12 protein-coding genes are annotated in these 13625 nt (G+C 45.0%); 8 read left to right on the forward strand and 4 right to left on the reverse strand.

The window, feature by feature from the left end; genetic code table 11:
* Positions 1 to 72: 72 nt before the first annotated feature.
* Both KL866_RS14310 and KL866_RS14315 read left to right on the forward strand, forming a co-directional pair.
* Positions 73 to 987: a LysR family transcriptional regulator gene (locus KL866_RS14310; RefSeq protein ID WP_025254960.1), complete on the forward strand. Its 915-nt coding sequence runs from the start codon at positions 73 to 75 to the stop codon at positions 985 to 987.
* A 218-nt stretch (positions 988 to 1205) separates the two neighbouring features.
* A complete protein-coding gene (locus KL866_RS14315) occupies positions 1206 to 1670 on the forward strand; it encodes a GNAT family N-acetyltransferase (RefSeq protein ID WP_025254961.1) in 465 nt (154 codons plus the stop codon).
* A gap of 146 nt (positions 1671 to 1816) precedes the next feature.
* Here KL866_RS14315 and KL866_RS14320 read toward each other — a convergent pair whose 3' ends face one another.
* From KL866_RS14320 to rne, 3 genes are all read right to left on the reverse strand, one after another.
* The gene (locus KL866_RS14320) at positions 1817 to 2626 is read right to left on the reverse strand and encodes a haloacid dehalogenase type II (RefSeq protein ID WP_025254962.1); all 810 of its coding nucleotides are present in this window, start codon (positions 2624 to 2626) and stop codon (positions 1817 to 1819) included.
* Positions 2627 to 2881: 255 nt separating this feature from the next.
* Complete coding sequence (locus KL866_RS14325) at positions 2882 to 4015, reverse strand: phosphotransferase (RefSeq protein WP_214995625.1); 1134 nt, start codon at positions 4013 to 4015, stop codon at positions 2882 to 2884.
* A 106-nt stretch (positions 4016 to 4121) separates the two neighbouring features.
* Positions 4122 to 7487: a ribonuclease E gene (gene rne, locus KL866_RS14330; protein WP_214995627.1), complete on the reverse strand. Its 3366-nt coding sequence runs from the start codon at positions 7485 to 7487 to the stop codon at positions 4122 to 4124.
* A gap of 795 nt (positions 7488 to 8282) precedes the next feature.
* Between rne and rluC the strand changes: the two genes are divergently transcribed.
* Complete coding sequence (gene rluC, locus KL866_RS14335; protein ID WP_214995659.1) at positions 8283 to 9224, forward strand: 23S rRNA pseudouridine(955/2504/2580) synthase RluC; 942 nt, start codon at positions 8283 to 8285, stop codon at positions 9222 to 9224.
* A 3-nt stretch (positions 9225 to 9227) separates the two neighbouring features.
* Entirely contained in the window at positions 9228 to 9935 is a 708-nt protein-coding gene (locus KL866_RS14340) for an HAD-IA family hydrolase (RefSeq protein WP_214995629.1), read from the forward strand.
* A 24-nt stretch (positions 9936 to 9959) separates the two neighbouring features.
* On the opposite strand, the gene KL866_RS14345 is transcribed toward KL866_RS14340, so the two are convergent.
* Positions 9960 to 10589, reverse strand: a complete 630-nt coding sequence (locus KL866_RS14345; RefSeq protein WP_214995631.1) for a nucleoside triphosphate pyrophosphatase — start codon at positions 10587 to 10589, stop codon at positions 9960 to 9962.
* 236 nt (positions 10590 to 10825) lie between these two features.
* Between KL866_RS14345 and yceD the strand changes: the two genes are divergently transcribed.
* From yceD to KL866_RS14365, 4 genes are read left to right on the forward strand one after another with little or no spacing between them, the layout of a single operon-like run.
* Positions 10826 to 11359, forward strand: a complete 534-nt coding sequence (gene yceD, locus KL866_RS14350) for a 23S rRNA accumulation protein YceD (RefSeq protein WP_214995661.1) — start codon at positions 10826 to 10828, stop codon at positions 11357 to 11359.
* Between the two features lie 3 nt (positions 11360 to 11362).
* Complete coding sequence (rpmF, locus tag KL866_RS14355) at positions 11363 to 11533, forward strand: 50S ribosomal protein L32 (RefSeq protein WP_012518206.1); 171 nt, start codon at positions 11363 to 11365, stop codon at positions 11531 to 11533.
* Between the two features lie 15 nt (positions 11534 to 11548).
* A complete protein-coding gene (gene plsX, locus KL866_RS14360) occupies positions 11549 to 12574 on the forward strand; it encodes a phosphate acyltransferase PlsX (protein ID WP_025254970.1) in 1026 nt (341 codons plus the stop codon).
* Entirely contained in the window at positions 12571 to 13536 is a 966-nt protein-coding gene (locus KL866_RS14365) for a beta-ketoacyl-ACP synthase III (protein ID WP_025254971.1), read from the forward strand. Before plsX ends, KL866_RS14365 begins: the two co-directional genes overlap by 4 nt.
* The last annotated feature ends 89 nt before the right edge of the window (positions 13537 to 13625 follow it).

Here is a 13625-nt window from a genome sequence, read left to right on the forward strand (position 1 = left end):
CAATACTAGTGCTTTCTTTTTAATTAATAATTGGCTATTTTTGAAATTTATAATTTCAAAAAGTGAAATAGTATGGATAAGCTCCTGTGCATGAGAGTGTTTGTCGAGGCAGCTAAATCGGGAAGTTTTATTGGTGCTGCTGATACTATGTCTATGTCAGCGCCAGCGGTTACTCGTTGCATCGCCTATTTAGAAACCCAGTTAAACACCAGACTTTTTCATCGCACCACACGTCAAGTAAGACTAAGTGAAGTCGGAGAACATTACCTAAGTCATGCCTCACGAATATTAGCGGACATCGAACATTGTGAAGCCGCCGTTTCCGGTTTAGATTTGGCGCCTCAAGGTGAACTAAATGTTACCGCGCCTATTTTATTCGGTGAGCGTTATGTAACGCCGATTATTTCAAAGTTCCTTAAGGATTATCCTGATATTACAATTAACGGGCATTTTCACGATGACGTAGTGAATTTGATTGATGGTAATATTGATATAGCAATCCGAATTGGTAACCCGAAAGATTCCTCGCTATATGGTGTTACAGTTGGGTACGTAAAGCGCGTAACTTGCGCGGCACCCTGCTACTTAGAAGCTAATCCCCCTATTAATAAACCGGAAGATTTAAAGCAGCATAGCATTTTGTATCCTACGCGCTTTAATGAACCTACTGTATGGACCTACCATAAAAAAGGTAAACCTGTACCCATTAAGCTCACGCCTCGCTTCCAGAGTAACCAAAATAGAGCAGCAATTAATGCCGCGTTAGATGGTGTTGGTGTTGTGCGGCTTATGTCTTATCAGGTTGCAGAAGAGCTTAAACGTGGTGAATTGATTAGCTTATTAGAAGACGTTGAAGATAAAAAGCTGCCTATACAAGTGGTGAGTGTTGAAGGACGAAAAAACCTTACCAAGGTTAAAATGTTCATCGACTATGTAAAAACTGGTTTGGCGAAGAATGAATACCTCAACCCCAAGTGGAACGCCTAACAATGGCCTTTAGGTATTGAATGTAACGTAACTCAGTTTGTTAAAAGCGGTTGGATTGAGTTTAAAGGCGAACAGTTCTAAGCAAATGTTAAGCGCTTTGTGGGTAAATTTCTTTGCGTTACACTAAGTGTGCGGGTAACAAGCTTTGGCTTTTCAATGTTAAGTACTAAATATAACTCGCTATCAAATAGTTACTAATAAAAATTTATCGAGGCAACATGGTTTCTTGGCAATCTTCTACATTTAACGAACTGACTAATCATCAACTCTACGACCTGCTTAAGCTGCGAGTTGATGTCTTTGTTGTTGAGCAAAACTGTGCTTATCCAGAACTTGATGAAAAAGACCGTCATCCACAAACTCATCATTTAATGGGTTTTAAAGAAAACAAACTAGTGGCTTGCGCACGGTTACTGGGAGGAGGGGTTAGTTATCCATCGGTGAGTATTGGCAGAGTTGCTACTAATGAGGCTTTTCGTGGAAAGGGGGCAGGTAAAGCGCTTATGCGTGAAGCGATCAATCATTGTGAGTCGCTATGGCCCGGTTGTGATATCGAAATTGGCGCCCAAGAGTATTTAAAATGCTTTTATGAAAGCTTTGGGTTTAAAGCCACATCAACCATGTATTTAGAAGATGACATTCCCCATATCGATATGAAAAGGGTTGGCACGGCAAAGAGCTAACTCGCTATTTAGCTCTCTTCTGAGCGAAGTCCAAATTGCACAATCAGTTGGCATTCGCTCTAACTTTCTGGCGAGGGTTTTAAGCAATGCCAACCGATACATCGTGCTTTACGCGGACGTATGTCTCACTTATTGAGGATCCAAATCTATTTTACATCGGGTAATTGGGACACCAGCTCATCTAGCCCGCTCACCACAGTGTCAGGAGCTTGAGCCAGCGGATAGAGTACTTTGCCCGGTCGAGCGATAAACGCAGCTTGCCAGCCCGCTTGCTTAGCACCAGCAATATCCCAACCGTGAGCCGCGACTAACATAGCGTCTTCTGCCGCTATGCCCATTTTTTCAATAGCCCACTCATAAGTGCGTGTATCGGGCTTGTACAAGTTAATATCTTCAACGCTGAGTCGCTCGTCGAAGTAAGACAGTAGATTTGCATTTTTAAACTGGGTATACACGCCTTTGTTAGACGAGTTGGTGAGGCTCACCAGTTTATAGCCTTTGTCTTTCAGTGCTTGTAAGCCATCGTGTACGTCAGGGTGTGGAGGAAGGCTTCTAAGAGGCGTAACAATTGCCGTTTTAGCCTGCTCTTTGGTTAAGGCAATACCTTCAATTTCAGCTACCATCAAAAGTGAGGCAACACCAATTTCGCCGAAGGTATGAAAGCGACCGGTAGTTGAATCAACCAGTGAATGATGCAGCATGGTAGAGAACCAAAGCGGTAACAAATCATCTCGCCCTCCTAATGCTTCACCCACTGAACTGCGCATGGCAGTGAGGTCAAGAAGGGTCTCGTTTACATCAAAAAAGATAACTTTGGGCGCGCGTAATTCTTTCTTATCTACCTGCATAGCATCGGTATTTCCTGTTTGCGCAAAAACAGGTGATGACAGCAGACCTAGGCCTAAAGCGGTAGCACAACATATCCGTGATAGTAATGATGAAGGTGAACGAGCCATGATTATCCTTGATTAAGGTTTGAACGAGCGTTCAAAATAGGATGGATAAGGCTTTAATGCAATAGCTGATGAGACGAAATGGTGATTTTCTGATGGTTAATCGATATCCATTCCCTCGCAAGGTTTCAATAAATACGGCATCACTGCCTTGAAGCTTTTAATACAGCCTATAAGTAAAGAGGATTAAAAATCGGCAGAGCTTCTGTGGGTTTAGTACTTGCCTGATTATGTATTCAGGGCCTTGCTTTAATCTTTTCACTTTAAGGCGGCTAAGGCGATATTAGTTTGGTACTCAAGCTCAGCATCTATTTTCCAATGTTCCGGGCTCCAGCCCGCTAAGAACCGATAAAAGTCGGCGCAGGCAAAAGGATACAAGGTTTTCCATTCGGCAATGATATGTTTAATGTCGGAGTGTTTGAAGTTAGTTAGGTTGTCGTATTTTAATAAACGAGCGAGTAACGCATCTTCTAACGCGAGAAAATAAGTTCTGAGTAGAGCGTCCCGGTGGGCAATGTGGGTCTCAGTGGATAATGCGCTGCCCAAAAAGTAAGCCACATCCCTAATGCCGACACCATAACCTACATACTGAAAGTCAACAGCGGCACAATTGGCAAAATCTTTGGTAAAACAAAAGTTAGCCACTTTAGCATCGCCGTGAACAAGCGTTTTATAATTAGCGCTGGCTAACATTTTGGCGATAGCGACGGCATTTTGTTTTAACAAACCATCTGGCATGGCTTGAAACTCGTCTTCACGAGTAGCTAAGTGCCAATAAGTGCCTTCTGGCCACAATGTAGTATTTCGACTATCAAACTCTTTTTTTACGTTAAGAAAGCGTGCATGAAAGTGAGCTAGCCATTTTAAAACGGTTTTGCACTGTGTGACGGTGAGTGAAGAAGCTGTGCGTGTATAGCCACAGTGCGTTAAATCTTCCATAATAAGAAGTGAGGATTCACCTTGTTGGCTGTGACTAATATACTTGGCTGTACGGCACGAAGCGTCGGTTTGCAATTGAACGTCGCTGTAAAAAAAGTTTTCAACTTTAAAAGACTGGCACTTGCGATTGTGACTTGCCTCGCCGTTCCAGCCTTTGGGGTGTGAAAGTGTGTTTGGCGGAGTGGCGCATTTTACCACAACTTTAGTAACTGGCTGGTGGTTGGCTTTATGTAGGGTTGTAGAGCTTTCTTGTATTTGCTGAATTTGCTTTAAACAAACAGCGCGATTATGTTCACTGTCATTTGTAACGCCGTCACTGGAATAGTCTAATGTGGCGCGAAAGCACGCCCCGTAACCGCTCCAAAGAGGCTGGATTAGCTGCGTATTTGATACCCGTGCGTTACACACTTGGCTTAACCAATCGATATATTGCTGGTTTACTGTGCCTGACATTTTATTCTCAATTCCGGCCCAATATTAAAAGTACACTAACAAACAAAAAAGCCGCTCGAAAGCGGCTTTTACATCAATTTGCTAGCAGAGTACTAGCGACTGAAACTTACTCTGCCACTGCTGCCGCTTCTACAACCTCGTCTACTGATTGAGGTAGAGTAGTGGTCGCTGATGCTCTTGAGGCTGCTTGCGCCATTGCCGCTGTTTTACCCGAGACAACTAACGCTGGTCGTGAATCGTTAGCTTTAGCTGTAAGTTCAACATCAACAAATTCATCATTCACTACTGCTGGCAAAGCCATTGGATGAGATGCGCCGCGCTTGCCCTTGCCGCTAGCCGCAAGACTAATTGAGGACGGTACTGCTCTAACAGGGCGTTTATCTTGAACCGTCGGAGCCTCTGATTTTGCTGGCGTTTCAGATTCAGCATTTGCAGGTGCTTCAGACAGGTTAATTTCACCTTGTTCAGGCGATGTTGCTTCTACAGCTTCAGTTGCTTCTTTAGTATCGCCACTTTCAGCTGGCGTTGATTCAACTTTTGCTTCAGGCACTCTTTCGTCAGATACGCTTTCTTGTACTGGAGTTTGTACTTCTTCGGTAGCAGCGCTATTGCTTGTTGAAGGCTTTTCAACTTCTGAGGATATATCATCAGCTGAAGGCTCATCACCCGCTGATACTTTATCATCCGCTGAAGGCTCTGCATCAAACTGAAGTTCGTCCTGAACGGCTTCAACATCAAGCTTGGCTTTTTCTTGCTTGCCTTGGTTAGATGCTGGCTGCTCGTCGGCTGGCGCTAGTTGACCAGGCTCCTGTGCTTGCGTTTCTTCAACAACAGGCGCTTCAGCTTTAACTGTCGCCTCAACTTCAGCCTCAGGTGCTTGCGGTGAAAGCTCGCCAGGTTGCTTAGCTTGAGTATCTGCGTCGTCAACTTGCTGCGCTTCCTTCTTACGACGTTGACCAGCGGCACGAACATGGCGAGGTGAACGGCGCGAACGGCCGCGACCTTCACGTTTTTGACCCTGTTCCTCACTGTTAGATTCACTGTTCGCATCAGTAGGCGCTTCAACGCCTTCAACCATGTCGTTAGCTACTGGAGCTTGTTTACCACTATTAGTCACATCCGATTCAGCTGTAACTGGCTTAGCGTCAACAGGCTTGTCTGCAGTTTGTTGTTCCGCTTGTGGCGCTGGCTTCTTAGCGTCCTGCTTTGACTCAACATTATTTTCAGCTGGTGCTTTCTCAGCTTTAGATGATTTAGGTTTTGCATCAGCCTTTGGCTTTTGCTGCACCTGTGCATCTTTTGCTGCAGGGGCTGTCTGACTATCGTTTAGTTCTGCAGTATTTACAGCCGTATCATCTTTCTTCACACGAACGCTACGGCGCTTGTCACGACGTTGTCTGCGTTCGGCCACTTCACGCTTCTTCTGCGCTTGGTTTTCTTGCTGCTCACCCTCGTGTCTCTCTTGCTTTGGCTTTTGCTGCTCATCGCGAGGCTGTTGTGCTTTACGCGGCTTGCGCCCTTTGTTATTGCGCTTGTCGTCTTGATCTTGACGCTGATCTTGTCGCTGACTTGCGCGCGGTTTGCGATTATCTTTCTGCTCGCCATCGCGGTTTTGATCTTTATCTTGGTCTCTGCCTTTAGACTGGCTGCCGCGGCGATTGTTTTTATTGCGCGGCTTACGACGACGGTCGTCGTTATTGCGACTGCGGTTATTTCTATTTTGGTTACCAGACTGTTCTTTCTTGTCTTTATTGGTTTCTTCTTCGCTTTCGCTACCAAATAAATCACTAATCCATTTGCCAAAGCGTGCGAACAGCGAAGGCACATCGTCAGCTTTCTTAACGGTCTCTTCTTTAGGTGCAACAACAGGTGCTGCTGTTGGTGCCACTAAACCTTTAAGCGCGGGCTCTTCACGTTTAACCGGTACAGCAGTTGTCGTTTCAGTTTCAGCTTCTACAGCAGGCATAAGCTCTACGTCATAGCTTGACTCTGAAACAACATCATCAGGGCGACGACGTAAAACTTGGTAATGCGGTGTGTCTAAATTTGCATTTGGTATAAGTAGCAAATCTACGCCATGACGCTTTTCAAGAAGCTGAATTGACTTACGCTTTTCGTTAAGTAGATAGGTCGCAACTGGAACAGGTAACTGTGCTTCAATTTGCCCTGTGTTTTCTTTGATGCTTTCTTCTTCCAAAATACGAAGAATAGACAGCGCTAAAGACTCTGTACCGCGGATAGTTCCGTGACCAGAACAGCGTGGGCATACGTGATGCGCAGACTCGCCTAAAGAAGGACGCAAACGCTGACGTGACATTTCCAACAGACCAAAGCGCGAGATACGGCCTAACTGTACACGGGCTCTGTCGCTTCTAACCGCGTCTTTCATGCGGTTTTCGACTTCACGTTGGTGACGTACTGGCGTCATGTCGATGAAGTCAATAACTACCAAGCCGCCCAAGTCGCGAAGACGCAATTGGCGAGCAATCTCGTCTGCCGCTTCTAAGTTAGTATTAAGAGCAGTCTCTTCAATATCACCACCCTTAGTTGCGCGGGCAGAGTTGATATCAATTGATGTTAGTGCTTCGGTTGGGTCGATAACAATTGAGCCGCCGGACGGTAAGCGTACTTCACGCTGGAACGCAGACTCAATTTGGCTTTCTATTTGATAGTGGCTAAATAACGGAACTTCACCGCGATAAAGCTTTACGCGGTTTGCAAAGTCAGGGCGAACCAACTGAATGTGCTGTAGCGCTTGTTCATAGATGCTTGTTTTATCAATAAGAATTTCGCCAATATCGCGACGCAGATAGTCGCGGATAGCACGGACAATAACATTACTTTCTTGATGAATTAGGAAAGGCGCCTCACGCTCTTCAGCGACCTCTGAAATGGCTTCCCAGTGCTTAAGTAAGACTTTTAAATCCCATTCTAATTCTTCATAAGATTTGCCTACACCAGCAGTGCGAACAATAAGTCCCATACCTTCCGGGAGCTCAAGCTTGCTCAATGACTCTTTTAGTTCTGTACGCTCGTCGCCTTCAATTCTGCGAGAAATACCACCAGCACGCGGGTTGTTTGGCATAAGCACTAAATAACTGCCTGCCAGTGACAAAAACGTTGTCAGGGCTGCACCTTTTTGACCGCGCTCTTCTTTGTCAATTTGAATAATGACTTCTTGGCCTTCTTTGATCACATCTTTGATGTTTGGGCGGCCTTCGAATTTATAACCTTTAGGGAAGTAAGTGCGGGCAATCTCTTTGAGAGGAAGGAAACCATGGCGCTCTGCACCATAGTCGACAAAAGCAGCTTCTAAGCTTGGCTCGACGCGGGTTATTTTACCCTTGTAAATATTCGCTTTTTTCTGCTCGTGCCCTGGACTTTCAATATCTAAATCGTACAACCGTTGCCCATCAACAAGGGCAACGCGCAACTCTTCTTGCTGAGTTGCATTAATTAGCATTCTTTTCATTGTATCTAACTCTGTTTTTAGTACAGCCGTTAAGACACAAAATTAAAGTGACATGTGCAAAACCTCACCGCGCAACCTCACGGCTGGACGGGGACTTTGTTGTATCGTCGCATTATCCCTGGTGGTTGACCCTAATAGCGCCGTTTTTAGCGCCTAAAATTGCTGGGTTCGCCGATGTTTTTCAAAAACAATTGGGTGAACACTTTGGTCACACTGCTTTAAGGATGTCGGGAGCGACTAGCCCTTATTACTATATTCTTTATTTCGAGCAAGCGTTCCTGCTCGCGTGTCATTTAATTCTGTTAGTTAACGGCAAACTTATTTTATGTTCGCAAGCAATGGCGTTTGCTTTATTACGGCAGTGTAGTCGTTGCCTCTCTAGCTCGGTTGGTATGAAAATTACTTTTTCATTGCGGATGCTACCAACACTGCGCCATGCTTTATCGTTTACAAGTTTGAACAGCATCTCCATTGTTTGCTGATTGCTGTTCCGGTCTTGTTTGTTGTTTTTACAACGCTGAGTTTCACTTTTTGAGGGTAGGGGTCTTATCAACCGCCGACGCTCATAATTCAAATGTGTGAATTTAACCGCGCAAAAAACGACGTTAATTATCGCACCAAAACCTTAAATTTAGCAAGGAAAGCAAGTGAATAAATTGTGTATATCTTCATTTAACTGTATTGGTCTGCGTTAATAACTGGCACTTTGCTTAAAATTAAAGCGAAACCGTCTTTTTTTATTAATTTGTACGTTTCAATTAGCAGGGGCAAATATCAATGGGGTATACTATTTGGATGAAAGAAGAAGCCCCCAAAAAAGTACGTTTTGTAACGGTTGAAGCCGACGCGGCTGGTCAACGTATCGATAACTTTTTGCGTACGCAGTTGAAAGGCGTGCCGAAAAGTATGATTTATCGCATTTTGCGAAAAGGTGAAGTGCGAGTGAATAAAGGTCGTGTTAAGCCTGAATACAAGTTGCAAGCAGATGACTTAATCAGAATTCCACCCGTGCGCGTGTCGGAAGGTGCGCCAGCACCTTCACCGAAGCTAGATAAGATCGCCGCATTAGAATCACATATTTTGTTTGAAGATGACCGTTTACTTGTTATGAACAAACCATCGGGTATGGCGGTTCACGGTGGAAGCGGCTTGAGTTTTGGTTTAATAGAAGGTTTAAGAGCGCTGCGCCCCGATGCCAAGTTTATGGAATTAGTACATAGGCTCGACCGCGATACTTCTGGCTGTATTTTAATTGCCAAGAAACGTTCTGCGCTTCGTCATATGCATGAACAACTTCGTACTGGCAAGATGGACAAACGTTATAATGCGTTGGTTGCGGGTGAGTGGCCTAAGACGCGATTTAAAGTTAAAGCCCCGCTTCGTAAAAACGTGCTGCAGTCGGGTGAGCGCATGGTAAGCGTTAGTGATGACGGCAAACCATCTGAAACCCGCTACCGCGTATTAGAAGAATACGCGGGTGCGACCTTAGTAGAGGCATCGCCTATTACAGGTAGAACCCACCAAATTCGGGTTCACTGTTTACACGCGGGGCACCCCATAGCTTGCGACTCTAAGTACGGTGATGAAGACTTTGATGCAACAATGCGTCAAAAAGGGCTGAATAGATTGTTTCTTCACGCTCGCAGTATTTCATTTCTGCATCCGGCAACAGAAGAGCGGGTGACGTTCACAGCACCCTTAGACCGTGCACTCTCAAATATACTTAAAGCGCTATAAGTTATGTACTCAAAAGATCAGGCTGTGGCAACGCAGCCTATTAACGTATTAATCGAAAATAAGCCCAAGTATAAATTAGTCATCTTTGATTGGGATGGTACCTTGATGGACTCGGCGGCGAAAATAGTCAGCTGCATGCAGCTTGCAGCAGAGCAGTGTGGTATGCCAATTCCAACCTATGATGAAGTAGGCCATATTATTGGCATAAGTTTAAAGCCTGCTATTAAGCAGCTTTTCAAAATAGAAGATGATGAATTAGCAGAGCGTTTAGTCGCCGCCTATAAAGATGCGTTTGTTAGTCGTGATACTACGCCGTGTCCGCTATTCGATGGCGTAGAGCGGTTACTTAGTAGTTTAAAGGTAGCAGGGTGCACGTTAGCCGTGGCGACAGGGAAAGCGCGCCGCGGTCTCGACCGAGCTTGGTTACAAACAGAAACGGGCAGTTTTTTCAGTGCGTCGCGCACCGCTGATGAAGCCGAGTCTAAACCTTCGCCGGATATGCTGCTGCAGCTTCTTGGTGAACTTGGCTTTGAAATAGAAGATGCTGTGATGATTGGTGATACTACCTATGACATGCAAATGGCTAAAACCATAGGTATGGATAGAATAGGGGTGTCGTACGGCGTACATGCACAGGTTCATTTAGAAGCATTGTCACCTGTGGCACTTGTACACTCTATAAGCGAACTAGAAACAGCGCTATTTAAATAGCGCTGCCTTTGATTGTAAGTACAGCTACTGGGCTGCCATCGCTAGCAAATCCACATCGAAGTGAGCGCTCAATAGTTCATTTAGCAGCATAATAGGAAGACCGATTAAACTGTTAGGGTCGCGGCTTTCTATTTTATCAAACAGTAATACGCCTAAACCTTCGCTTTTAAAACTGCCGGCGCAGTCTAGTGGCTGCTCTTTTGCTACATAGGCACAAATGGCAGCCTCGCTATTGTGACGAAAGAATACCCGTGTTTCATCTACCTTTGTTATCGTTTTATTGGTACTAGGTTGGTGAAGGCAAAGTGCGGTGTAAAATGACACTTGTTTACCTTGACACGCCATAAGCTGTTTTACCGCATTTTCAGACGTACCTGGTTTGCCCAGCAACTGTGGCCCTGTATCGGTTTTTACCAAAGCCACTTGATCACTGCCAATAATAATGGTGTTGCTATCTATATTATTTACTTTACCTAAATCTGCGGCTACTTTAAGTGCTTTGTGCTCAGCAAGACGTAAACTCAACGCAGTAGGGCTTTCATTTGCGAAGGGAGTTTCGTCTATATCAGGTGTGCGGGTGTCTACATAAATACCAATGTTGGCAAGCAGCATTTTGCGGTATTGCGATGACGAAGCGAGGATAAGAGAGGCCACAAATACTCCTTTTATAAAATCATTGTGTTGCATAACATTAAGGCTTATTAATCTTTGATGTACATTTTTTGCAGCGGTCCGTGTGCCATTTAGACCCCAATACGTATTTCAAAGGTTAACTGACCCTCATGCACAATGTTACATTATCACCGCGGACGACATACAGCCTTTTATTGTAGGTTAAAACGCAATTTTGCTTTGACAGGAAGGGGTTGACCCTATATCATGCGCGCCCTATGCAGAAAGTGAAACTCCCTCATTCGGTTGAACCGACTAAAAGTGCCATGAAACGTTCCGATTATCGGGGCGTGATTGCGTCTAAAGATATGGAACGATTGAGTGAAACAGTTGTCCGATGCAGTGACTATGTGGACGCAGAAGTACAGTTTGAAAAAGACGCGCAGGGTCTTACTGTCTTTCACGGCCATTTAGCCACGCAGGTAACACTTATCTGTCAAAGGTGTAATGGTGAACTTGATTATCCCGTGGAAACGGAATTCTGTTTTACTCCAGTGCAGGGAGAAGAACAGGAAAGCGATGACATCATTCCCGAGGCTTACGAACCGGTAGAGGTCAACGACCACGGAGAAGTTAATCTGCTTCAAATTTTTGAAGACGAGCTACTGTTATCTTTGCCAATTGTACCCCTTCATGCAGAGTCGGAGTGTACAGTGAAGCGAGACGATATGTCGTTTGGAAAGATTGAACCGGAACAAGAGCGGCAAAACCCTTTTGCGGTTTTGAAAGAACTTAAGCGAGACCAGGAGTAAGTTATGGCAGTACAACAAAATCGTAAAACGCGTTCTAAGCGCGGTATGCGTCGCTCACACGATGCATTGACAGGCGCGACTTTGTCTGTCGATTCAACGTCAGGCGAAACTCACCGTCGTCACCACGTGACTGCTGACGGTTATTATAAAGGCAAGAAAGTAATCGGCGCGTAATACGGCGACTACATTTTGTCTACACTAACCATCGCGTTAGATATCATGGGGGGCGATCATGGTCCCCCTGTTATCCTTTCTGCAGCCGTAAAGGCTATCCAACGTCACCCCGATGTGCACTTCACATTGTGCGGCAACGAAGAAATTATCAAGTCAAGTATACAACCGCTTACTAATGCTGAGCGCAATCGCGTAAATATACAGCACTGCTCGCAAGTGGTTGAAATGGGCGAAGCGCCAACGTCAGCACTACGCTATAAGAAAGACTCTTCCATGCGTCGCGTTATTGAGCTCGTCGAAAGCGGCGAGGCTGATGCGTGCGTAAGTGCAGGTAACACCGGTGCGCTACTAACCCTGTCTTTCTATCTATTGAAAACCTTATCAGGCATTGATAGGCCCGCGCTTATTAATATGATGCCGACTACCGGGCACCATAACGTATTTCTTTTAGATTTGGGCGCTAACGTAAACTGTACGCCTGAGATACTCTTCCAATACGGTGTTATGGGTTCAGTGCTTGCTCAAGAAGTGGAAAGAATTGACTCGCCACGTGTCGCGTTATTGAACGTAGGGGAAGAAGATATAAAGGGTAACGCGCAGGTAAAATCTGCTGACCAACTCTTTAAAGATGCGCCAGGTATTAATTATATTGGCTATGTAGAGGGTGATGATATTTTCACCGACCATGCCGATGTGGTGGTCACCGACGGTTTCACCGGAAATGTGGCGCTTAAATCCAGCGAAGGACTTGCTAAGTTGGTGATAAACGAAGTAAGACGCCAGTCTCAAAAGAATCTTTACACCCGATTATTGGCTAAAATTGCCTTCCCACTACTGAAATCTATCTATAACAGCGTGAACCCCGACCAGTATAACGGTGCGAGTCTGATAGGATTGCGCGGCATTGTTATCAAGAGTCATGGAAATGCACAAGAAGATGCCTTTTATTACGCCATCGTGCAAGCAATGAAAGAAGCAAAGATGCATTTGCCTGAAAAGATAAAGACTAAGATAGAAACGGTATTGTTGGAGCAGCTTTGAGCAAATATTCACGCTTTATAGGAACAGGTAGCTATTATCCCAGCGACGTGCGTACTAACGCAGATTTAGAGCAAATGGTGGACACCAGTGATGATTGGATCACTGACCGTACTGGGATAAAAGAGCGACGTATTATTGGAGCAGACGAAACCGCTGCTACCATGGGGGCAGAAGCCAGTAAAAAAGCCATTGAAATGGCGGGAATCGACCCTAAATCTATTGACATGATTGTGTGCGCTACCACAAGTGGTCGCTATGCGCTTCCAAGCACAGCATGTGAAATTCAACGTATTCTCGATTTAGATGGCATTCCAGCGTTTGATGTGGCAGCTGCATGCGCGGGTTACTGTTATGCGCTAAGTGTGGCTGATCAATACATTAAGTCGGGAATGGCAAAGCGTATTCTTGTCATCGGTACAGATTGTTTAAGTCGTCTGATAAACCCTGAAGACAGAACCATGGTCATTTTGTTTGGTGATGCAGCAGGCGCGACTATTATTGAAGCCAGTGACGAACCAGGTATTTTATCTACACATATTCACGCTGCCGGTTCTTACGGAGATTTATTGTACGTAGGTAACCCAACGCGAGGCGATGAACAATCGGTTCACGAGAATTGGGGAGTTATGCGTGGTAACGAAGTTTTCAAAGTAGCGGTAACTAAGCTTTCGGAAGTGGTTGAACAGACCCTTGCTGCGAACGGTATGCAAAAATCTGATCTTGACTGGTTAGTACCACACCAAGCAAATTTTAGAATTATTAAAGCAACAGCTAAAAAGCTGAATATGTCTCTTGACCAAGTTGTGCTTACGTTAGAGCAATATGGTAATACATCTGCCGCCACCGTACCCACAGCACTTGATACGGCAATAAGAGACGGGCGCATTCAACGGGGACAGCATTTATTACTAGAAGCATTCGGAGGCGGATTTGCCTGGGCATCAGCGCTTGTGCGTTATTAGCCTAGCTGATACTTGCCTTGGTGATATTTGCCTCGTTAGGGGGGCACTCCAACTCCGACGTATTCTCGTTTCTAGTAAATTAAAAATAA

It is taken from the genome of Alteromonas sp. ALT199, from assembly GCF_018619335.1.
In the GTDB taxonomy this organism is placed as follows: domain Bacteria; phylum Pseudomonadota; class Gammaproteobacteria; order Enterobacterales; family Alteromonadaceae; genus Alteromonas.